This is a genomic window from Formosa sejongensis (genome assembly GCF_033447105.1).
GTDB lineage: Bacteria > Bacteroidota > Bacteroidia > Flavobacteriales > Flavobacteriaceae > Formosa.
On record NZ_JAWQUN010000009.1, the window covers coordinates 1 to 22,972 of the forward strand.

The window sequence follows — 22,972 nt, forward strand, 5'->3', positions numbered from 1 at the left end:
GTTTTAGAATAAATCGTTCGCAAAGTAAGAACACAATATTCAATAACTTAATAACAAAAATGGTCGATAGAGATAAAATATATCAAACTAAATTAATAAGTAACTAACTACTGACCTCTATAATCTTAAATATTTTACACAAGAAAGTGTAACATTTAATATAAAGTAGCGTTCTAATAGTAATCATCAATCAAATCAATCATCATGTTAAAACAATTCTTCATTCTTTGCTCTGGAGCAGACCAGACGATTTTAAAAACCTGTTCCAACGGCGAACAAAACAAATATGCTGGTATAGGAGCAACTGTATTTTTCACAGCTCTTATGGCTAGTATTGCAGCTGGTTTTGCACTTCAAATGGTATTCGACAATCTTATTTCAGCCATTGTATTTGGTGTTATTTGGGGACTCCTTATTTTTAATTTAGATCGATTTATTGTCTCCACATTAAAAAAGAGAGCATCCTTTCTAGATGAATTTCTACAAGTTATTCCGCGGTTAATATTAGCCTTAATAATAGCCGTTGTCATTTCTAAACCCTTAGAATTAAAAATATTCGAAAAGGAAATTAATCAGGTGTTATTAGAACAAAAAAACGACTTAACGCTTGCAAATCAAAGTCAAATAGCGAACCAATTCAACCCAAATATTGAAGTCTTAAATTCGAAAATAGAAGCATTAAAATCGGAAACAGACACCAAAACCACAGAAGTCGATGCACTATATAACACCTATATTACAGAAGCCGAAGGCACATCCGGAACTAACAAATTAGGAAAAGGACCTGTTTACAAGGAAAAACGAGACAAACACGATACTGCATTATCTGAATTACAAAATTTAAGGACTGTTAATACCGAAAAAATAGCTGCAATAGAATCTCAAATTGCCCAATTAAAAACCGATTACGATACACAAGTGAGCAATACACAACCCATAATTGATAATTTTGGAGGCCTTATGGCACGTGTTACCGCCTTAGGCACATTATCATGGTTGCCTTCTTTTTTTATATTCCTATTGTTTTTAGCGATAGAAACAGCTCCTATTTTTTCAAAATTACTGTCTCAGAAAGGCGAATACGATTATAAATTAGAAGATGAAGAAACGGCTATAAAATCTTTAGTAGAACAACGCATTTATGAACGACAACTCATGGTAAACACAGATGCTTCTATAAATGATAAAATCTATACAGATATTGGAGAGGAAGATGAATTCTATCACTATAAAAAGAAAAAGGCTCGCGAACTCATGCAATTCCAAGCCGATGCATTCTATAAAAAACAGAAGACTTTTTTATAGATCGTTTTTTTGTTGATAATTATCCGTGTGTCGTATAATATTAACCATTTTGGGTATAAATTATTTTCGTTTCGAGATATTCATTAGTTTTAAGTTATGAAAAACACAGCTTTAATCGATTCCGATTTTATTGAAGAATCAACCAATTTTAAAACTCTAGTTACAGCTCTAAAAGTAGGATTCTCTTCCAACGACTTTTTAGTTCCTATGCGTCATCATCATGATTTCCCTAATCCGAAATCAGAATCTGACTCGACATTATTATTAATGCCGGCTTGGCATCCTGGGCAATGTGCAGGAGTAAAAATTGCAACCGTTAGTCCTGAAAATAGCAAATACAACTTACCTGCAATTCAAGGTACTTATGTATATCTTGATGCGGTAACGGGACAATTAAAAGCCATCTTAGAAGCTAAAAGTTTAACGGTAAAACGGACAGCTGCGGCGTCTGCATTAGCGTCTTCATTTTTATCTCGAGAAGATTCAGAATCTTTATTAATGATCGGAACGGGAGCATTATCAACCAATTTAATTGAAGCTCATGCTAGTATTCGACCTATTAAAAAAGTATATGTTTACGGACGTGATTATAATAAGGCAAAGGCCATTTGCGAACAGTTTACAAATACACAATTTACTATTGAGCCTGTAAAAACCATTGAGGAAAAAATTAGTAAAGTCGATATTATTTCTTCAGCAACCTTATCTAAAATACCGCTTGTTTTCGGAAAGTATTTAAAAGCTGGACAACATATTGATTTGGTTGGGGCCTATAAAAAAGATATGCGTGAAGCGGACGATGAAGCAATTTTAAAAGCGTCTGTATATATAGACACCTATCAAGGCGGCTTAAAAGAAAGTGGTGACATACTTATTCCGCTTACTACCGGAATTCTTAAAGAAGACGACATTCAAGCCGATTTATTCGAGTTATGTGGCCAACTAAAAACTGGACGTAAAACAGATTCCGAAATCACACTTTTTAAATCGGTTGGTCATGCACTGGAAGACTTAATAGCCGCAACCTATTATTTCGATAAATACACTAGCACTCAGGCATAATATCGGTATTCCAGATGAGGTACGAAGAGGAATTTCATTATTCTAAAATTTCCCTAAACGCGTTCTTCGCTCTATCGAAACAACAACTTATAATAAAAAACGGACTATAGTTTAGAATTACAGCCCGTTTTTATATCGTATTTAAAGAATTGTATAACTTACAATTTCTTCACATATTTTGTAATAATCACAATTTGTTGGCTCCCAACCTTACCTTCAATATACTCAGCATTTTCATGATCTAAACGGATGTTTCTAACAGCAGTTCCTTGCTTAGCAACCATACTAGATCCTTTTACTTTTAAATCTTTCACTAACACTACAGAATCTCCTGTTTCAAGAACAACGCCATTCACATCGCGATGAATAATTTTAGCACTTTCGTCTTCATGCTCTCCTGTTGCACGCGCTAAAGCCATAGCCTCATCATCCAGATACATCAGATCTATTAAATCTTTTGGCCAACCTTCGCCACGTAAACGTTGCAATAGTCTCCAAGACATAATTTGTACGGCAACATTTTCGTTCCACATGCTATCGTTTAAACAACGCCAATGGTTAACATCCATGTCTTCATTACCTTCTATTTGCTCAAAACACGTATTACAAACCAACACACTATTGTCGACACTTTCGTTTAATGATGGCGGAATAGTATACTGTTTTAATTGTTCTTTTGAAGTACAAAGCTCGCAACTTTTATTACTACGATCTTCCAAAGTTTGTAATACACTCATGATTTTATTTTTTTAGAATTGCGAAAATACGGTTAAAAACAAACTGCAACAAGTGAATTTTCTTGATTTGAATCAATATTTTATTTATTACGAAAAAAAACGGCATTAAAGTCACACCTTTAATACCGTTTTTTAATCACACTTTCTAACCAACAACTTTATTTTGATAAACCAAATGGATCTTCAATTGTATGAGCAGGCTCTGTAAACCATTTTGGCCCAGATGCCGTCATATAAATATGATCTTCTAAACGAATACCAAATTTATTTGGAACTACTAACATAGGCTCAATACTAACACAAATACCTTTCTCTAAAACAGTCTCATCCGTTTTTACTAAGAACGGCCATTCGTGAATATCTAAACCAATCCCGTGACCCGTTCTATGTGGTAATCCCGGTAATTTATAATCTGGACCTAAACCGTTTACTTCTAATGTTTTTCTAACAGCAACATCTATAGATCCGCATGTTTGCCCTAATTGAGCCGCTTTAAAAGCTGAAAATTGTGCTTCGCGTTCTAAGTTCCAAATCGTACGCTGTTCGTCTGTGATATCTCCGTAAATATATGTTCTTGTAATATCTGAAATATAATCATGAAGCATACAACCTGTATCTATTAACACCACATCGTTATCTTCTAAATCCTTCGGATTTTTAACACCATGCGGAAATGACGTGTCTAGACCAAATAACACGATACAAAAGTAAGACCCATCTGGAGCGCCGTAACGTTTATGCGCTTCATGAATAAAATCGACTACCGTTTGGGCAGCAATTCCTGGCTTTAGAATACGTGCTACAGCTTTATGAATTTCCATGGTGATATCCATTGCGGTTTGCATGATTGCAATTTCATCATCAGATTTTATCATACGACAACCTGCAGTAACCGGTTTTGCATTGACTAATTTATAATCTGATTGACAATTTAAAACCCCGTCTATAATAAAAAACGGAGTCACTTCGTCCATAGCAATATTACCTTCAGTAATTCCATTTTCCTTTAAAACAGAAACCAATAACTCAAACGGACTTTCATGCTCTTCCCAACCATGAATAGGGCCTTCAAATTCCATAAAGTCTAAAATTGTACCTTCTTCAAAATGCGGTGCGATATAATGAATTGTTCCATCGGCTAATAATAAAGCACCAACCATACGTTCGCTAGCATGCCATTTTGTACCCGTAAAATAAAACAAATTTGTACCAGCATGTAAATATACAGCCGCCACGTTTTCGGTAGCCATTATTTCTAAAGCACGCTTTATGCGCTCTGGAAAAGCATCGTTTTTTATGGGTTGTACTACATGTGCTTTGGGCTGTATTGCTGCTAATTCGGCTTCAATTGTTGAACCGCCTAATCCTAATGTTATCATCTAATTAGTTGTTTTTCATTATTAATTCAATGTCTTCTATTTCTATTGGCATCGCTTCTGTTAAGTTACGATTACCATCTTCAGTAATTAAATAATCGTTCTCTAAACGACAACCAATACCTTCTTCTGGAATATAAATTCCAGGTTCACAAGTCAGTACCATCCCAACTTCAAACGGTCGAGAGTACAAACCTACATCATGCACATCTAAACCTATATGGTGCGCAGAATTGTGCATGTAATATTTCTTAAACAACGGTTTTTCAGGATCTTGATTAGCAACGGCTTCAGCATCTAATAAACCTATCTTTATCAATTGCCCTTCTACCAATTTACCCATTTGTTTTTCATAAACGGCAGACACAGTACCAGCTTTCAATAATTTAGCGCCTTCTTTTAAGCAATGCAAAACAGCAGAATACACGGCTCTCTGACGTTCTGAAAATTCACCATTTACAGGAAAACACCTTGTGGTATCGCTATTATAATTAGCATAACACACGCCAAAATCCATAAGAATCATATCGCCATCTTTGCATACATCGTCATTGGTATTGTAATGCAAAGCACATGCATTTTTTCCCGAAGCGATAATAGGTTTAAACGCATGGCGCAAACCTCCTGACTTCGTTAAGTGATATATATGTTCTGCCTCGATTTCATATTCCATGATCCCCGGTTTGGTAGCTCGTAATGCGCGTTTAAAACTCTCTACACTAATATCTGCAGCTTGTTGCATTAGATTTATTTCTTCTTCAGATTTTACAGGTCGTAAATCGCGAGTTAGTTTTGCTACACGATGTAAATCGTGTAATGGATATTTTTCTTTTATCCACAAAATCATGCGATCTTGTTGTGTTTGCTGATTAAGAGTTATACGTTTAACATGTTCGTTATGACCTAAGTAAAACCCATCGGCTTCAAACGCCATAAGCTGAAGTAATTTCTCAAAATCATGAACCCATTCTACGCGCTCTATTCCCGAAATTTGTGACGCTTGTTCCTTAGTTAATTTATCACCATCCCAAATTTTAATTTGTTCAGATGTTTCTGTAACAAAAAGAATAGCTCTATTTTCTGGCTTAACAGCTTCTGGAAACAAGACTAAAATAGTCTCCGCCTGATCTATTCCTGAAAGATAAAACAGATCGTTATTTTGGGTGAACCCCATCATATCGTCTGCATTGTTATGTTTTACATCGTTAGACGTTAAAATGGCAATGGTATTTTGCTCCATTTTAGTTGTAAAACGTGTTCTATTATTTATAAAAAGTGAATTTGAAATCTGTTTATATCTCATATTTAAAATGTTCTATCTGGATGAAAAGCATCCAAATTTAATGTTATTTTTTTATCTGAAATCAGTTCTGAGACTAACTTTCCTGTCGCCGGGCCTAAGCTCCACCCCATCATGGCATGACCAGTAGCAATTGTTAAGTTGTTACACTTTTTAGATTTCCCTATATATGGCAAACCATCGGGTGTACATGGTCGTAGACCACAATCGGCTGCTGCTATTTCTTCAGCATTAATATTAAAGTCTTTATAATATGTTGCTGCTGCATTTGCAATGGCTTGCACTCTCTTGGTATTAATATTAAGATTGAGACCACCCAACTCCATCGTTCCAGCAAAGCGTGTAAATCCATGCATAGGTGTTACCGCCACTTTTGCCTCTACCAATATTGCAGGCATTTGAATTCCTGTTGAGCGTTCTACATTAATACGATACCCTTTTCCGCCTTGAACCGGAATCTTAAGTCCTAGTTTTTTAGTCAACAACGGGCTCCAAGATCCCGCTGCTAAAACAAACTCATCTGCTTTCAGACGACGTTTATCTGTTATAATTTCTGAAATATTTTTATTATCAACAGAGATGTCTTCAACCGTTTCATTGGTATAAAATGTAACTCCTTGCGACTTTAAATAACCATACATATTTGTCATAAACTCACTTGGTGTCATATGGGCATCACTTTCATAATATACAGCGCCTGCAATATCTAAATCTACATGAGGTTCGTAGTGTTTAACTTCAGTTTTCGATAAGTATTTTACGTTTAATCCTTCTTTAATTCCGCGCTCGCCTACTTCCCGTTCTTCTTCTCCAGCAACTTCCGTTTTGTAATACATTAAAAGCCCTTTACGATCGTAATGAAAGTTAAATTCGTTTGAAGTCTTTAAAGATTCATATAAATCTCTTCCGAATACATTAATATCTTTAAGCACTGGAATTGCTTTCTCTACTTTTGAAGCTGTAGCTGATTTATGAAACGCCCAACTCCATTGTAAAAAATCCTTATCTAATCGTGGTTTTACATAAAACGGACTTGACGAATTTAGCATCCATTTTATGCCTTTTGAGAGCATACCAGGAGCAGCTAACGGAATAAAATGACTTGGCGTAATATATCCTGCATTAACAAACGATGCACCTGTCGTAATATCGGATTTATCGATAACTGTAACTTGATGTCCTTCTTTTAATAAGTAATAAGCCGTGCTTAAACCGATAATTCCTCCACCGATAATGATGCAATTTTTCAAGATTTTTCCACTTTTATATTAATTTAAACTTCCTGTTTTTTTGATCTAAATAACTTGAAATCCGTGTGCATACGGATCGTCATCATCAATTATAATCGTATTATAGCCATACACTTTAGCCCAACCTTGAATACTTGGTACGATAGCCAATTTCCCATCGAGCGTAGTTTCTTCTTCCACACGACCAATAAATTTACTACCTATAAAACTTTCATGAATAAAGTCTTTACCCATTTTCAATTTTCCTTTAGCATACAATTGTGCCATCCGTGCAGAAGTTCCTGTTCCGCATGGAGATCGATCGATGGCTTTATCACCATAAAACACGGCATTCCGTCCTGACGATGTCGGATCTATTGGATGTCCTGTCCATAATACATGAGACACATCTCGAATAGTATTGTTCTCTGGATGAATAAACAAATCTGGATATTTTTCGTTAATGCGCTGCCTTAAACCTTGTGAATATTGGATAATTTTACTCGCAGAAAACTCATGAACTCCTGCAAAATTTTCTTGAGGATCTACGATTGCATAGTAATTTCCACCGTAAGCGACATCAAATGTAATTTCACCTAACTCGGGACAATCTACCGTTAAATCTTGGGCTGCTAAATAACTTTTTACATTGGTTAACTTTACCCATTCTACTTTTTTATCGGTTTGTTTATATTCAATTTTCACCAATCCTGCAGGTGCTTCCATAAGGACTTTACCTGGTATTTTAGGTATAATTAAACCTTCTTCTATTGCAATTGTAATGGTACCTATAGTTCCATGACCACACATAGGCAAACATCCAGATGTTTCTATAAATAAAACAGAAAAATCATGATCGAGATGATGTGGCGGGAACAATATACTTCCACTCATCATATCGTGTCCGCGAGGTTCAAACATTAACCCCTTACGAATCCAATCGAATTCTTTTAAAAAATGCTGCCGTTTTTCGCTCATGGTATTCCCTACTAAATTAGGGCCACCACCAGCAACAACTCTCACAGGATTTCCGCAAGTATGTGCATCTACACAAAAAAAGGTTTTTCTTGGCATACGCTAAATACTATCTCTAGTGTGTTTGTTATTTACTAACCTTAAAAGGCCTTCTGGATTAGCGTTCTGTAACGCAGTAGGCAATAAATGATTTGGCCAATCTTGATAACTAAATGGTCTAACCCAACGTTTTATAGATTGTGTCCCTACGGCTGTAAAACGACTATCTGTAGACGACGGATAAGGTCCTCCATGAACCATAGACGGACAAACCTCTACACCTGTTGGTACACCATTAAAAATAATACGTCCTACACGGTTTTGTAAAGCGCTTACGACTCCTGGGTTAGCATCGGTTTCAGTATCTGTAGCGATTAATGTCCCTGTTAATTGTCCTTCTAGTTTATATAAAATGATTTCTAATTGCTCCATACTCTCGCATTGTACAACCATAGAAAATGGTCCAAACACTTCTTGATGTAAGGTGGTGTTCTCTAAAAATGTTTGTCCATCTACAGTAACTACTGCTTGTTGTGCATAATTTGGTTTTACAACATCTTTATAATTTGCAGAAACTGTAACCCCAGATTGCTCTAAAGCACGTTCTTTATTTTTAGAATAGGCACTTTTAATGTTAGGATGTAACATACAAGACGGTTCTATTTTTACAATCTCTTGAGATAAGACATTTATAAACCCATCTAAATCTTTTCCTTTTACAGCTAATAATAATCCGGGATTTGTACAGAATTGTCCCGTTCCTAGTGTTATTGAACCTGCATAAGTTTTCGCCCAATCTGTACCTTTTTCTGATAATGCTTTCGGAAGAATCACAACAGGATTTACACTTCCCATTTCTGCAAACACAGGAATTGGTTCGTCACGTTCTGCTGCTAAGTCGTATAAAGCACGGCCACCACGGATACTCCCGGTAAACCCAACAGCTTTAACTCCTGCATGTTTAACCAATTGCTGACCAACTTCAATACCACTACTATTTATGTTTGAAAACACACCGTCTGGCATATTGGTTTTCTTTGCTGCTTTTATAATCGCAGAAGCTACAAGTTCTCCTGTTCCGGCATGCATTGGATGTGATTTTACAATCACAGGACATCCGGCTGCAAGTGCTGCTGCTGTATCTCCACCAGCTGTAGAATAGGCTAAAGGGAAATTACTCGCACCAAATACTACAACTGGTCCTAAACCAATATACATTTTACGAATATCTGGTTTTGCCATAGGCTCACGATCTGGCTGTGCAGTATCTATAGTGGCATCTACCCAAGATCCTTCTACTACCAAATTGGCAAAGGCTCTAAGTTGTCCAACCGTTCTACCACGTTCTCCCTTAGCACGTCCTTCCGGCAATCCAGATTCTTTACAATAGGTTTCGACTAAAGTGTCTAGTGCTAAAATTTCATCGGCTATAGCATTTAGAAATTCAGCTTTTGCTTTTCCCGATGTTTTTGATAAACTTTTAAAGGCTTCGGTAGCTAAAGCGACAGCTTTATCTATTTCTTCTGAAGTCGCTTCTGTAAAGACCTCTTCATTTTCAGTATTCGTTTGCGGATTAAAGGTTGTGTATGTTTTTTTTCCGCTAGCGGATGGCGTATTGCCAATGTAATTTTTTCCTGTAATCATTTTATTATGTTTTGAAACGTTAAGCATAGGTATTCAATGGCTATTAATCTGAACGTTTTTGATTTAAAAGTTTTTGATGTTTTTCTAGTAGATACTTAGAACGGATAGGATGTTTATCTAATCTACATTCGTGATTTTGACAAATATCTTGAATAATATTGGTTACACAAGTCGTACAATAGGTACACACTCAAACGCACAAATCATTGCCTCTCGAGAATCGAAAAGCAATGATTTGTTATAATTTTCGCATGTTGAGCGTATATCTAGCATAAATATTACATCCTTAATTTATATCTAATCGGTAATACTTTTTTAATCGAGATGCTTGTTGTGTTAAGGATAGAGGCTTTGTTTGAGCTCTTTTTTATGGCCTTATCAGCCATAAAAAAAGCGAGTGCCGAAAGCCTGACCCGATAGGGTAACACCCAAATATTACACTAAAACGTCTAAATTTTTATAGTCTGGCAACGTTGGCCTGGTTTGTAACGCGGTTTCCAACACGTTTAAAACATGCTTACGTTCTGCGCCCTGTAAAGGAATACGAGGTAAACGCACATATTCTGTACCGATACCCGTAGCGACTTCTGCCAATTTTATGTTTTGCACTAATTTAGGACTAATATCCAACTCTAACAAGGGCATAAACCAACGGTAAATAGCCAGAGCTTCTTGAATTCGACCTGCTTTTTGAAGTTCGTAAATCGCGACTGTTTCTTTTGGAAATGCACAAACTAAGCCAGCAACCCAGCCTTCTGCACCCAATAATAGACTTTCTAGTCCAATGGTATCGACTCCCGTCATGATTTTTAATCGGTCTCCAAAACGATTTTTAATTCTCGTAATATTTGTAGTGTCTCGAGTAGACTCCTTTACGGCTTGAATGTTATCGCAAACTAGCATTTCTTCGAACATATCTAGCGTAACTTCAATCTTATAATCTACAGGATTATTATACACCATTATTGGTAAAGACGTGTTATTTGCTACAGCTTTATAATACTCTACAGTTTCTGCATCTCCGGCTTTGTAACGCATAGGAGGCAACATCATAAGTCCTTCTGCTCCATCTATTTCTGCTTTTTGTGCGGCTAAAATCGCTTGTCTTGTACTTTGTTCTGCAATATTTATAAAAACAGGCACTTGTCCTTTAACAATATCTACAGTTGTTCTGGTTAACGCGCGTTTTTCTTCGTCTAGCAAAGTGCTCGCCTCTCCTAAAGTTCCACCAAGTACAATACCATTTACACCCGCATCGAGTTGGGCTTTAATGTTTACTTCGAACATTTTAAAATCTAATTCATCGTTTTTGGTGAATTTTGTCGTTACTGCTGGCATGATACCTTTCCATTGAATACTCATAATGCTGTTTTTAGTTAAAACAAAGCTACTTAGGAAATTGGATTTTATATTGATTGTAATTATCCACAGTTAGTATAAAACTATCCATTTAATGAATTTTTAAATTATTATAGAATATTATTTGCGTAATTTTACCATGAAAAAGAAATTTGCATATGAAAGTTTTACCTTTTAAAATACCTAAACCACAACAAAACGCACTTGTTTTTCAGGATGATTTAGATTTAATTTTTTATGATAAACTTCATCAACATGAAGAAATTCAGCTGAGTTTAATTGTCTCTGGAGAAGGCTCTTTAATAGTTGGAGACACCATAAACCATTATGCAACTGGCGATATTTTAATTATTGGTAGTAATTTACCTCACGTTTTTAAAAGCGACGAAAACACAGATAAACCGTCGCATATGCTCACCTTGTTTTTTACAAGACAATCTTTTGGAACTCACTTTTTTGATTTAATTGAGCTTGAAGAATTAGAAACATTCTTTAAACGTGCAGCACAAGGTTTTAAAGTAACATCGAACAAAGAACATATTTCTGCTTTGTTTTTTAAACTGAGACAGAATACAAAATTAGAATGCTTTATTATCTTATTAAGATTGCTTCAAACAACGTCTGTTGCATCTTTTGAAAGTTTATCTTCTTTTATATACGACAAAACTTACACCGATAATGAAGGAAAACGAATGCGTGATGTTTTTGAATATACTATGACACATTTTAGTCAAGAAATCACTTTAGAAACCATTTCTGAAGTTGCGGTAATGACCAAAAATGCATTTTGTAAATACTTTAAAAAACGGACTAACAAAACCTATTTTCAGTTTTTAAACGAATTACGTATCGAGCATGCGTGCAGACTTATTCTTAAAGACAACGATTTATCTATTTCCGAAATTGCCTATCGTTCGGGTTTTAAAAACATCTCGAATTTTAATAGACAGTTTAAGAACGTAAAAAAATGTATTCCTTCTATTTATAAAAAACACTCGTAATTGTTTTGGATTATTTAGAAAATTCTGGAACAGCAACATAAATAAAATCGCCGTGTTTACCTGTGAAATAGCTAGCATAACGTTTGTCCATGCGTAATTTATCCGATTGGTTTTCCCATGCTTTGGCTAATAGTTCATCATTTTTAATAAACATCTGATCTAAATCCGCATACGATCTTACATAAAACGCTTCAATGAATTCTGTTTTGTCCGAACCCCACGCATGCACATTGGCATAATACCCTTTTATATATTCGTTTTTTTTGAAAATTTTGTCTAGGTATAATTTCTGAAGCGATTCAAATTCAGCATCTGGACCATTACCGTTTTTAGAAAAATGACTCCGTCTTACATATAGTAACAACTCCTTTTCTGGGGTAGCAAATTCTGTTAACGGTTTAATTTGAGGTAACGAGGCATAAATTTCATCGGAATGATATAACTGAAAAAAAGAAGACATTTTCTTTAAAAACACAAGTCGTTCCTCTTTATTTGGCCAAGCTTCAATTTCTAAAGCCGAATTTCTATTTGCAGATTTATCTATATCTTCCCAAGAATTAAATGATTGCACCAAAAGAATTTCGCTGCTATCGTCGGAAAAACGGTGCAGATAGTAAGTAGACGATCTTATGTATTCATTCTTACTAGTAACTTTATCGAAGTATTCTTGTTCACCCATTTTCCAAGTATTCAGATCTAAATCGGATTCCTCTAAATCCCAATATTGATATGAAACAGTAACATATTTTGGAACACCATCTCTGGACGCTTTTTGACCATAGGTGTTTAATGAACAGAAATAGAATAAAAGAAATAAAGCAATTAGCTGTTGGAAAGATTTCATAACGAGATAGAATTAAAATTAATAACAAGATTTTCTAAAACCTACTTGTATTAAGTCGATTTTAATTCTATTAATTTTAGTTCTAAGTGGGAGAAAACTAATCTAATTTAGCAAAAAAAAATAAGAACACCATGCTGATTAACAAATACTTATCATCATCACAAGGTATCTCTTAACTTTTTAGGCAAGCCTTTGACAACCAAATCATAAGAATGATCTACAAGTTTTAAAACTAAAGGTAGTTGTAAATCACCTTGGTTTAATTTTAGAGTATTCCAATGTTTTTTACTCATATGATATCCGGGTAAAATACTATCGTAATTTTCTCGAAGATTTTCAGCTTCTACAGGATCGCATTTTAAATTGACTGAAGGCTTACCTTCTTCCCAACCTTTTAAAGATGTAAGCAGAAACATTTTCCCCAACACTTTTAAAACCAAAGTATCATTATCGAACGGAAATGTTTCGGTTACTCCTTTATTTTTTAAACAATAGTCGTGAAGTTGTTCTATGTTAATCATAAGTCTTTAGATTTACCTATATATCCTAAATGTGTGTTATGAAAACTGTCGTTATATTTTAAACCATAATCGAAAACACGGTCGAAAGCAGCATGCCCAAACATTACGATTCCTGCTAATTGTAAACCTTCGATATTATAAAAGGTACCAACAACATAAAACATAACAGCTACGCCTTTATGGTGTAAAATATTATACAGTAATGCACCAATTTTATTACTAAACACATAGCCAACAAAGCCTGCATCCGGCAGAAAAAACAATACTAGAAACCACCACCAAGCAAAAGACAATTGACTGAATAGTAAAATAGATAAGGCAAGCATTGCGACTTCTTCTAGTTTTAATAACGTTTTCATGAAGCTTTCTGTTTTTATTAAATTTATACCTATAAAGATATACAATCTTAAAAAACAAAACCACAAAAAGCTAAGATGTAATCAGCTCATATAAAACAGGTTTACTTGGTGTTGCATCATTTTCGAAAGGTGCTATTTGCAGATTTAAAAAATAAGTCCCGTCTTGCACAAAATTTTGCACATAGATAAATTCTGTTATCGTTGCATGTTTTCTAATCTCTCCTTTTGTATTCCAAAAAGCATGATGTGCCAGCAATTCACCATCGTCTTTTTCCTTATCTATACTCGGCAAATCTACCAACAAATGCTCTACGCCTTTCTCCCGTAAATATGTAGCGGCATCCTCAAGTATGTATGGCGGATTGGTATGCGCATATTGCTTACTTAGTTTTTCTAATGTATTTGGGATTGTTCTAATAATAACTGCTTTTCGTTTTTTATTTCCCAAAGCAAACTGAAGCTGCTTTTTAGAAATCACCAAATCATCTCCAAGTTTTTCGACAGCTACCGTAATGACTTCTGCTAAAAAGAAAAACTGTTTTAAATTTTTATTCACCGAATTGAAATCATGAGTAACATATCCCACACATTCGGTATGTGTACCATGTGCATGCGGACTAAATGAAATACTGTTGAAGTTGAATGCCGCTCCTTCCGAAACACGTGCAGAAAATCCATCGCTATCTTTAAGTGCATCTATTTTAGGCGGATCTACATACCAAGCAGAAACATTTGTACTCGAAGCGCTTAACGGAATGGAAATATCTATGGGTTTGGTAAGATCTATTTGATACTTTTTAGAATTTGTTTGTATGCTTGCAATCATAATAAATACTATTTTAAATCTTAAAAAGATGGGACGCAATGCCATCACTTAAAAACTTTCCTTTTGTGGTAACTTTAAGGTTATCACTTTCAATATACAACAATTCTTCTTTTAAATATTTATCTGATTGGACTAAAAGATAAGATTTAAATTCGGAACCAAACACGGTTTCTACAGTCTGTAAAGACACACCCCAAATGGTACGCAAACCGGTCATAACATATTCGTTATATTTATCGTTAACCGATAATATTTCGACTTCGCTGGGTAATGTTTTAGATTGAATTGATTTTATATATTTTGAATTATTTGCGATATTCCAACTACGCGAATCCCCACTAAACGAATGTGCTGAAGGCCCAATACCAATATATTTTTTGCCTTTCCAATAGGCTGAATTATTAATACTAAAATATTCCGTTTTACCAAAATTAGATAACTCATAATGCTGAAAATTGGCAGCTGTTAATGTATCGATTAACATATGAAACTGAGTTTCTGCATGTACTTCATCGACATCTGCAATTTTGCCTTTTTTAATTAGGGAATCCAAAGCTGTTTTGGGTTCGACTGTTAAGGCATAACTGGATATATGCGGAATATTGAAATCTAAGACCGTTTGAATATTTTCCTGCCATTGCTCATGAGATGCTCCGGGAATACCATAAATTAAATCGACAGAGATATTATCGAAATGCTGTGTTGCGAGTGTTAAACAGTGTTTTGCTTCTGTAGAATTATGTGCGCGATTCATCAGTTTCAAATCGGCTTCAAAAAAAGATTGAACACCTATGCTTAAGCGGTTAATTTTACTTTCGGCCAACTCTAAAATTTTCATTTCCGATAAATCATCAGGATTGGCTTCTAACGTAATTTCAGGGTTTTCAATAACCTTGTAATTAGCGTATACAGCATTTAAAATCCTTTGAATTTCTGCCAACGATAATAAACTCGGAGTGCCGCCACCAAAATAAATGGTCGCCACAATATCGTTTTCAAACTCCGTTTTTCTCAACTCTAATTCTAAAATTAAAGCATCGATTAATTCATCTTTCTTTTTTAAAGAAGTCGAAAAATGAAAATCGCAATAAAAACACGCTTGCTTACAAAACGGAATATGAATATAAATGCCAACGCCATCTACTAATTCTGTGCGATTAGAATCTGTATTTAGTATCATTTTTTAATTCCTTTTACTCCAGTTTTTATAACTTTAGGAGCCGTTACTCGCTTTTCATTTTGTTTCACAAAAGCATCCCAACCGGTATAACTTTTACCAACTTCGACTCTACCTTCATTATAAAAATGACACACAGCTGCAGCAAGACCATCTGTCGCATCTAGATTCTTTGGAAGTGTTTTCAACCCCAATAAACTCTGAAGCATTTTAGCAACTTGTTCTTTACTCGCATTACCATTTCCGGTAATTGCCATCTTTATTTTTTTAGGAGCATATTCTGTAATAGGAATTTCGCGAGATAAGCCCGCAGCCATAGCTACACCTTGCGCACGACCTAGCTTCAACATACTTTGTACATTTTTTCCAAAGAATGGTGCTTCAATTGCTATTTCGTCTGGATGATGGGTTTCTATAAGCTCGATAGTACGTTCAAAAATGAGTTTTAATTTTAAATAATGATCGTCGTATTTTTTTAAATCTAATTCATTCAACTGCAAAAAAGACATGGTTTTCCCCACAACTTTAATCAGTCCGAACCCCATAATTGTGGTTCCGGGATCTATCCCTAAAATAATACGTTCTTTACTCATTAATTACAATAATAACATCCGCTCAAAGATAGCGAAATGCCAATGGTAAAGGTAATCATACTGCCATTAAAAGCACCCAATCCTTCCGAAAGAGGAGAATAGGTTTCCGGCTTTGTAAAGCCGTGAATATAAGAGACATCAAAAAAAACACTCGAATTTCTATTTAACGCATATAGTATATTGGTACCAATCATGGCGTTAAAATAATTTTGATCAACATTATTTAACCCGCCTAACGGCCTAACAAATGAAAAACCAGGCCCTGCATGAACTTGAAGTTTCAATGGTTTTTTTTCTTCAACACCTAAAATACTAGAATAATCGTAAACTCCTTGAGCATTTACTCGGGTATAATTAATTTTAAAATCATCTTCAGACCCCTTTATACGATTAAAACCTAAGTCTAGTTTAGCGCCAATATTATTGGTAAACATATATTGTGCACCTATATTTAGAGTTGGAATGTTAACACTATTTCCGGAATAACCTTCAGAAAACCCACTTTCTAAAGCGTGATTACCCCCAAAACTCATTTCAAATCTTAAAACATCTTCATCTATTTGAGCGAACCCGTTAAGAGAAAAAAGGAATAAAAAAATAACTACAGCAGAAATGTATTTTTGTTGTTTTAATTTAGAAGACATCTTACAATAAAAGGTTTAATTTGCACTATGTACGCCAAGGCACTTATTTATAAATCGAATCCAAACTTAATTTATCTGGTCAAGATAAGTATAATTGTCTTTAGTTTTTACTTTATCTACTCGAAACTAGCACATAACACACATTTATCGACATCTAAATTTTGGAATATTTTAAGTTCTAGCGGTATAATTTCTATTAAATCTCTGATTATTATTACTTTTTTATCGTTTTTGAATTGGTTTTTAGAAATTTTAAAATGGAAATATTTAGTACATACAGTTAAAAATATATCTTTAAAACGTGCAACAGAACAAACATTAGGAGCTCATACGGCCTCTGTTTTCACACCGAACAGAATTGGAGATTACGGAGCAAAAGCATTGTATTTTCCTCCACATAACAGAGCTAGAATAATGGGTTTAAACGGCGTTGGGAATGCAGCTCAAATGTTAATCACAACATTCTTTGGAAGTATTGGATTGATTTTTTTGACTTCTAAATTCCCTCTAAATATTGATTTTAAAACGTTGCATTGGTATCAATATTTAATTTTTGGTTTAACTTGTATTGGTTTCGTTTTTTTGATAAAAAACTATGCAAAACCTGAAACTTGGATTTTAAAAATTAAACTTTTTCTATCTTCTATTTCAGTCAACTTATTTGGAAAAACATTATTATTTTCATTGATTCGCTATCTTACTTTTTCGTTTCAATTTTATATCTTACTTCAATTATTTCATACCGATATAAGTTACTTAAATGCCATGATGGTAATTTCTAGCATGTATCTTTTAGCCTCTATTCTGCCAAGTATTTTTGTTTTTGATGTGGTTTTAAAAGGCAGTATCGCTGTGTATTTATTTTCATTTTTCAATATAAACGGAGCCATTGTATTAAGCTGTATCACAATTATGTGGCTATTTAACGTGGTTCTTCCAACCCTTTTCGGAAGTTATTTTGTTATGACTTTTAAAGGTCCTAAATCGTAAACTCATGATGCTTTTTAGTTTTTCAATTTTAGTCATTTACACCATTTTAATCGGGAGTTTATGTTGGGGTTTTCATAAACTTCCGAAGTTTAAAACTAAAAACCATTCTGAGAAAACTGAGTTTTCTATTATTATTCCATTTCGAAATGAAGCTATACATTTACCTGAATTATTACAGTCGATTTCGAAATTAAATTACACAAAAAATCATTTTGAAATTCTTTTCATAAATGATAGTTCTGAAGATAATTCTGAAGCTCTGGTTTCCGATTTCATAAAATCTCATGAGCATTTTCAAATAAAGCTGCTTCAAAATAATCGAGTATCAAACTCCCCAAAGAAAGATGCGATTAGCTTAGCGATTTCACAATCTAAATTCGAATGGATTTTAACTACCGATGCCGATTGCGCACTTCCTAAAACATGGTTAATAACTTTTAACAGCTTTATTCAACAGAATAAAACATGTCAGTTTATAGTAGCTCCCATCACCTATTTTACAACCTCTAATTTTCTAAATATTTTCCAGTGGTTTGATGTGATGAGTTTACAAGGTGCAACGTTGGGCGGATTTGGAATTAAATCACCCTTTTTATGTAATGGTGCAAATTTGGGATACAAAAAAGAAGCATTTTACAATGTAAATGGGTTTTCAGAAAACGATACCATCGCGAGTGGCGACGATATTTTTCTATTAGAGAAAATCAGTAAAAAACATCCCGAAGGTGTTCAGTATTTAAAATCTGAAGATGCTGTAATTTACACGCATGCGCAACCTACAGTATCCGATTTAATTAGTCAGCGTAAACGTTGGGCTTCGAAAACAAAAGCCTATACAAATAGATTTAGCCAAATTACTGGGCTCTTGGTTTTAAGTATGAATGCACTACTTTTAATTCTGTTTATTTTTAGTTCTTTCGAAGATTTTCCGACTTACGTCTTGATTAGTATATGCTTGGTTAAATTTACAATTGATTTCATACTAATTTATAAAAGTGCTTCATTTTTCAATCAGAAAAAACCCTTAAAATGGTATCCCTTAGTAGCTGTTTTATACCCAGTGTTTTGCACGTATGTAGCCATTTCTTCTTTATTTACGACTTATACTTGGAAAGATCGCGTGTTTGAGAAATAGTCTATTTTAATTTACTTTTATAATTATAGGAAGTGTGAATTCTGAATTCACTTTCTGACCGCGTTTTATAGCAGGTTCGATAGTTGGTAGACTGTCTAAACTAGACGTTATTAAAGATTTAATGTTTGGAATCTCGGCTTGAGTAAGGGAATCGACTTTAAAATTCAGTAGACTCAAATCGCCAGCATCCGAAATTTTAAACCGGATAAGAATCGTATCTAAAACATCCTGATTTACAATAATACGTTCGGCTTCTAAATGATTTAAAATTGTAGTGGATAATGTCTGTTCGAAACACAATTTGCGGTCTTGCTGCGAGCCTGAGGTTTCACAGGTAGAAAAGGTTGGATATTCGTCGACTTCATTCCATTTAAACGATTGTAATTCTTCATTTAAAATGGCTTCAGTAGATGTTTTTTTCACCTTTAAATCGTCGCAAGCGCAGATTAACAGTAATGCAAGAATAAATACGAAATGCTTCATAGTTTAAGATGAAAATCGAAAATACAATATTTTTAGTATTTAACACTTTTTAAGGTCTAATTCTTAATTGAAATTGATTAAAGTAGATGGTATTTAGTATTAAAACCCTTAAAAACTAAAAAACCGAAGGGATTAGCTTCGGTTTTTTCTGATATAATCCTAGAATTCTTATTCCTGAATTTTAAATACAATAGGTAAATAATAAGGCACTGTAACCGCCTTTCCTTTTTGTGTTCCAGGTTGCATTTTTGGCAATAAACTTAGCACACGAATAGCTTCGTTTTTAAATATTTAATGTTCTGCTCTTGCGCTAACATCAACAACATCTCCGTTTTTATTTATTTTGAAAATGGTATTTATGCGCTGCATACCTTTAATATCTTCATCTTTACCGATATCGGTATTAAAATGTTTGCCTACAAATTCTGAAATTTTTGTTGCCATACATTTTTTTTGTTCTTCAGAGCTTAGGTCTTCACACCCAGGAAATACTGGTATTTGCTCTACGGAGGCATAAGGCACTTCTACATCGACTGCCACAATGGAATCTACTTCCTCAACTAGTATATTCACATCTGGGTTGTCCTCGATAATTTTGTTAATATCAGTTGAATTAGATTCTTCCGTTGTCTTATCACAAGACGTGTACAATATCATGGCTAAAACCATAGGAATGAGCAAAGCATACTTAAATAAATTGATTTGTTTTGATTTCGTTTTTGTTAACATAATGATTCGTTTTTTGATTAATGATTGTTTAAAAAATGGATTGATGAATGAAATATGATTGACATCGAAAACTTGACTCAGCAAATTCTGATAGTAGGTCACTTTATCTTGTTGCTTAACCACTAAAGCATCTGCAATATATTCGTGAAGTGTAACCATTCTATTCTGGTACATATACACTAACGGATTAAACCAAAACAGAATCCGAAGTGCTTCAAAAAACAATAAATCTGCACTATGTTTCTGACTTTTATGAACACATTCGTGGGCTAAAATGGTGTTATAATTTTCTGAATGTATCGAGTCGCCTAGAAATACATAATTGAAAAATGAAAAAGCTGCCGAACTGTTTTTAATCGTAATTATTGTAAGTCCGTTTAATGTTTGCTTTTCACTATTAAATATCGTTCTCAGGAGCCTGAATATCTTTATCAGAAATATAAATGCTGCGACGCCAATTCCTAAATATAATATGAATTCTAGAGACCATAACGAATGACTGTTTTTAAGATAAATCGTTGATAATAACCGAGTCTCTACAGCGGCTGAATCTGGATTTAAAATCACGGCTGGCAACTGAATAATATACTGTTGTGGTAATATATTTTTAAAGGCTTCAATTTGAATTAATGGTAATACAAACGCCGCTATTGGCGTAAACAATAAGTAAAACCGGTTCCAATTAAAAAAAGTTTCACGCTTTAAAAACAGATCGTAAACCATTATAAAGAACAACTGAAACGCTATGACTTGTAGAATATAGTGTAACATAATTATTTGTTTTTTTCGATTTCTTTCATCATTGCTTCTAGATCATTTAAACTCACATCGTTCTTCTTTACGAAAAATGACACTAAACTTTTAAACGATCCTTGAAAATAATTATCGACCAACGTGTGTAAAGACTGATTGCTGTAATCTTGTTTAGAGACTAACGGAAAATAAATATGCCCCTTCCCCTGCTTTTCATAATCTACAAAACCTTTACTTTCTAAAATACGGACAATTGTAGACACCGTATTATATGCCGGTTTTGGTTCTGGCAATTCGTCTATTATAGCTTTTACATTGGCATGTTCTAATTGCCAAAGCACTTGCATTATTTCTTCTTCTGCTTTCGTTAACGACTTCATTTAACTAATTTTTTAGTTTAACCTTGAAACAAATATAACTAAATCTTTAGTTTAAACTAATTTTATAGTCTTAAAAGTGATTAATAAAATATGTAACTTAGCTAATCTCTAAAATTTAGGCTATGGATATTGTTTTTATTCTTCTCGGTTTTATATGCATGATAGTGGGTGTTTTAGGTAGTTTTTTACCTATCCTACCGGGACCTCCAATAAGCTGGCTAGGTCTTTTATTTTTGTATTTAACAAAAGTAATACCTAACGACTGGACGTTTCTGGGAGTAACTTTAATAATTGCAATAGCGATTGTAATTATAGATTACGCCATTCCGGCTCTAGGAACTAAAAAATTTGGAGGCAGTAAATTTGGAGTTATTGGCACCACCATAGGTTTAGTAGTTTCTATAATTTTTCCTGTTTTAGGATTTTTCGGAATTATTGTTTGGCCATTTATAGGTGCTTTTGTTGGAGAAATGATTTTTAAAGCCAATCATAAAACGGCTGCAAAGGCGGCACTAGGTTCTTTTTTAGGGTTTCTAACTGGCACACTTTTAAAATTTATAGTCGCGATGGTATATTTTGGATTGTTTATTCGCGTATTTTGGAAATACAAAGAAGGGTTCAGTTTGTTCTAAAAAAAAACCTTACAACGAAAAGTTATAAGGTTGATTGTAATTTTGCTATTATCAACAATTAATTGCGTGAGGGATTAATTAATTATATTTCTGGTTGATACCTATTCAAAGATACATACTACATTTAAGACTTACTTACGGTAAAACCGTAGTTTTTTCATTTTGTTGTCGTTTCGTACTTTTTTTAATCTTTTTTTTAAATAAAACCTAGCTTTTTAGCCTCTCCTATTAAAGATTCGTCTTGACCATCTTCAATAGCGAATAACGTTTTTAGTTGTTTTTTACGTTTTTCAATACCACTTAAAGACAACCCGACGTGCTCGGCTAAATTTTTAGTTTTTACACCCTGCGATAGTAAATATAAAATACGACGGTTTTTATCGTCTAAATAAATATCGCTTATAATGGTTTGTTTTAAATACTTATTTACGGTTCCGCTATAAAATGGAGGATTATTTATAATGGCTTGAAAGGCACTTGCTAATTCTCGAGATGTTAAATCACTTTTAATTAAAAACCCTTCTGGCTTTAATTCTTCAACTATGTTGTGAATGCGGTAGGTTTCATTAAACATCGTTAATATAACGATCTTGGCATTTGGTAAAATTTTTCGAGCGTGTCTTGCTAAATCTTCACCACTCGTAAATTGTCCGTCTGAAGATGGTGGCATTTTTATATCAATAAATAAAATATCGTAATGTTCTCCTTTACGAATACTACGATGCATCGCCTCAATAGATTCATCACAATTATTGGCCGTATCTATACGTAATTCTTGTTCTGGTTTCTTAGTAGATAATAATGTGTTTTGATAGCCTTCAATAATCATTGGGTGATCGTCTGTCATTAAAATTCTAATAAGTTCTCTCATTTTGATTG

Annotated in this window: 26 protein-coding genes and 1 pseudogene; 7 read left to right on the forward strand and 20 right to left on the reverse strand. The window is 34.0% G+C overall.

The features are described from left to right. The 3 genes and pseudogenes from R6X41_RS10365 to lhpI all read left to right on the forward strand — a co-directional run. A pseudogene (locus R6X41_RS10365) lies at positions 1-107 on the forward strand (IS1595 family transposase); the annotation flags it as partial. 97 nt (positions 108-204) lie between these two features. Beyond that, positions 205-1,305: a DUF4407 domain-containing protein gene (locus R6X41_RS10370; protein WP_318499990.1), complete on the forward strand. Its 1,101-nt coding sequence runs from the start codon at positions 205-207 to the stop codon at positions 1,303-1,305. 96 nt (positions 1,306-1,401) lie between these two features. Next, the gene (gene lhpI, locus R6X41_RS10375; protein ID WP_318499992.1) at positions 1,402-2,367 is read left to right on the forward strand and encodes a bifunctional Delta(1)-pyrroline-2-carboxylate/Delta(1)-piperideine-2-carboxylate reductase; all 966 of its coding nucleotides are present in this window, start codon (positions 1,402-1,404) and stop codon (positions 2,365-2,367) included. Positions 2,368-2,525: 158 nt separating this feature from the next. On the opposite strand, the gene R6X41_RS10380 is transcribed toward lhpI, so the two are convergent. From R6X41_RS10380 to R6X41_RS10410, 8 genes are all read right to left on the reverse strand, one after another. Next, positions 2,526-3,104, reverse strand: coding sequence for a PhnA domain-containing protein (locus R6X41_RS10380; protein WP_318499994.1), 579 nt, complete (start codon positions 3,102-3,104; stop codon positions 2,526-2,528). Between the two features lie 158 nt (positions 3,105-3,262). Beyond that, entirely contained in the window at positions 3,263-4,483 is a 1,221-nt protein-coding gene (locus tag R6X41_RS10385) for a M24 family metallopeptidase (RefSeq protein WP_318499996.1), read from the reverse strand. Positions 4,484-4,487: 4 nt separating this feature from the next. Next, entirely contained in the window at positions 4,488-5,783 is a 1,296-nt protein-coding gene (locus R6X41_RS10390; RefSeq protein WP_318499998.1) for a Xaa-Pro aminopeptidase, read from the reverse strand. A gap of 2 nt (positions 5,784-5,785) precedes the next feature. After that, positions 5,786-7,033: an NAD(P)/FAD-dependent oxidoreductase gene (locus R6X41_RS10395; RefSeq protein WP_318500191.1), complete on the reverse strand. Its 1,248-nt coding sequence runs from the start codon at positions 7,031-7,033 to the stop codon at positions 5,786-5,788. 42 nt (positions 7,034-7,075) lie between these two features. Then, positions 7,076-8,083: a 4-hydroxyproline epimerase gene (locus R6X41_RS10400; RefSeq protein ID WP_318500000.1), complete on the reverse strand. Its 1,008-nt coding sequence runs from the start codon at positions 8,081-8,083 to the stop codon at positions 7,076-7,078. 3 nt (positions 8,084-8,086) lie between these two features. After that, entirely contained in the window at positions 8,087-9,667 is a 1,581-nt protein-coding gene (locus R6X41_RS10405) for an aldehyde dehydrogenase (NADP(+)) (RefSeq protein WP_318500001.1), read from the reverse strand. A gap of 162 nt (positions 9,668-9,829) precedes the next feature. Continuing rightward, positions 9,830-9,940, reverse strand: a complete 111-nt coding sequence (locus R6X41_RS19790; RefSeq protein WP_412176264.1) for a DUF1272 domain-containing protein — start codon at positions 9,938-9,940, stop codon at positions 9,830-9,832. 162 nt (positions 9,941-10,102) lie between these two features. After that, complete coding sequence (locus R6X41_RS10410) at positions 10,103-11,029, reverse strand: dihydrodipicolinate synthase family protein (RefSeq protein WP_318500003.1); 927 nt, start codon at positions 11,027-11,029, stop codon at positions 10,103-10,105. Positions 11,030-11,184: 155 nt separating this feature from the next. On the opposite strand from R6X41_RS10410, the gene R6X41_RS10415 reads away from it, so the two are divergent. Further along, entirely contained in the window at positions 11,185-12,027 is an 843-nt protein-coding gene (locus R6X41_RS10415) for an AraC family transcriptional regulator (RefSeq protein WP_318500005.1), read from the forward strand. Between the two features lie 10 nt (positions 12,028-12,037). On the opposite strand, the gene R6X41_RS10420 is transcribed toward R6X41_RS10415, so the two are convergent. The 7 genes from R6X41_RS10420 to R6X41_RS10450 form a co-directional block, all read right to left on the reverse strand. After that, positions 12,038-12,871, reverse strand: coding sequence for a hypothetical protein (locus R6X41_RS10420; protein ID WP_318500007.1), 834 nt, complete (start codon positions 12,869-12,871; stop codon positions 12,038-12,040). A gap of 158 nt (positions 12,872-13,029) precedes the next feature. After that, on the reverse strand, positions 13,030-13,389 hold the full coding sequence (locus R6X41_RS10425; RefSeq protein WP_318500193.1) for an MmcQ/YjbR family DNA-binding protein: 360 nt from the start codon (positions 13,387-13,389) through the stop codon (positions 13,030-13,032). Beyond that, positions 13,389-13,751 carry a DUF4260 domain-containing protein gene (locus tag R6X41_RS10430; protein WP_318500009.1) on the reverse strand — a complete coding sequence of 121 codons (363 nt, stop codon included), beginning with the start codon at positions 13,749-13,751 and terminating at the stop codon, positions 13,389-13,391. The genes R6X41_RS10425 and R6X41_RS10430 overlap by 1 nt, the downstream gene beginning before the upstream one ends. A 70-nt stretch (positions 13,752-13,821) precedes the next feature. Beyond that, positions 13,822-14,577 carry a cyclase family protein gene (locus R6X41_RS10435; RefSeq protein WP_318500011.1) on the reverse strand — a complete coding sequence of 252 codons (756 nt, stop codon included), beginning with the start codon at positions 14,575-14,577 and terminating at the stop codon, positions 13,822-13,824. A 13-nt stretch (positions 14,578-14,590) separates the two neighbouring features. Then, the gene (hemW, locus tag R6X41_RS10440) at positions 14,591-15,757 is read right to left on the reverse strand and encodes a radical SAM family heme chaperone HemW (protein WP_318500013.1); all 1,167 of its coding nucleotides are present in this window, start codon (positions 15,755-15,757) and stop codon (positions 14,591-14,593) included. Further along, positions 15,754-16,347, reverse strand: coding sequence for a crossover junction endodeoxyribonuclease RuvC (gene ruvC / locus R6X41_RS10445; protein ID WP_318500015.1), 594 nt, complete (start codon positions 16,345-16,347; stop codon positions 15,754-15,756). The genes hemW and ruvC overlap by 4 nt, the downstream gene beginning before the upstream one ends. Continuing rightward, positions 16,347-16,991 carry a cell envelope biogenesis protein OmpA gene (locus R6X41_RS10450; protein WP_318500017.1) on the reverse strand — a complete coding sequence of 215 codons (645 nt, stop codon included), beginning with the start codon at positions 16,989-16,991 and terminating at the stop codon, positions 16,347-16,349. Before R6X41_RS10450 ends, ruvC begins: the two co-directional genes overlap by 1 nt. Positions 16,992-17,222: 231 nt before the next feature. On the opposite strand from R6X41_RS10450, the gene R6X41_RS10455 reads away from it, so the two are divergent. Together R6X41_RS10455 and R6X41_RS10460 are read left to right on the forward strand one after the other, a co-directional pair. Continuing rightward, positions 17,223-17,981: a hypothetical protein gene (locus tag R6X41_RS10455; protein ID WP_412176265.1), complete on the forward strand. Its 759-nt coding sequence runs from the start codon at positions 17,223-17,225 to the stop codon at positions 17,979-17,981. Positions 17,982-17,985: 4 nt separating this feature from the next. Then, positions 17,986-19,116, forward strand: a complete 1,131-nt coding sequence (locus R6X41_RS10460; RefSeq protein WP_318500021.1) for a glycosyltransferase family 2 protein — start codon at positions 17,986-17,988, stop codon at positions 19,114-19,116. Positions 19,117-19,122: 6 nt separating this feature from the next. On the opposite strand, the gene R6X41_RS10465 is transcribed toward R6X41_RS10460, so the two are convergent. From R6X41_RS10465 to R6X41_RS10475, 4 genes are all read right to left on the reverse strand, one after another. After that, complete coding sequence (locus tag R6X41_RS10465) at positions 19,123-19,599, reverse strand: hypothetical protein (RefSeq protein ID WP_318500023.1); 477 nt, start codon at positions 19,597-19,599, stop codon at positions 19,123-19,125. Positions 19,600-19,767: 168 nt separating this feature from the next. Continuing rightward, positions 19,768-19,890 carry an energy transducer TonB gene (locus R6X41_RS19795; protein ID WP_412176266.1) on the reverse strand — a complete coding sequence of 41 codons (123 nt, stop codon included), beginning with the start codon at positions 19,888-19,890 and terminating at the stop codon, positions 19,768-19,770. Next, on the reverse strand, positions 19,891-21,099 hold the full coding sequence (locus tag R6X41_RS10470) for a M56 family metallopeptidase (RefSeq protein ID WP_318500025.1): 1,209 nt from the start codon (positions 21,097-21,099) through the stop codon (positions 19,891-19,893). A gap of 2 nt (positions 21,100-21,101) precedes the next feature. Next, positions 21,102-21,461, reverse strand: coding sequence for a BlaI/MecI/CopY family transcriptional regulator (locus R6X41_RS10475; protein ID WP_318500026.1), 360 nt, complete (start codon positions 21,459-21,461; stop codon positions 21,102-21,104). A gap of 122 nt (positions 21,462-21,583) precedes the next feature. Here R6X41_RS10475 and R6X41_RS10480 point away from each other — a divergent pair, with 122 nt between their 5' ends. Then, positions 21,584-22,093, forward strand: coding sequence for a DUF456 domain-containing protein (locus R6X41_RS10480; protein WP_318500028.1), 510 nt, complete (start codon positions 21,584-21,586; stop codon positions 22,091-22,093). A gap of 196 nt (positions 22,094-22,289) precedes the next feature. On the opposite strand, the gene R6X41_RS10485 is transcribed toward R6X41_RS10480, so the two are convergent. After that, positions 22,290-22,964 (reverse strand): response regulator, encoded by a 675-nt coding sequence (locus tag R6X41_RS10485; RefSeq protein WP_318500030.1) that lies wholly within the window; start codon positions 22,962-22,964, stop codon positions 22,290-22,292. Positions 22,965-22,972: the final 8 nt, after the last annotated feature.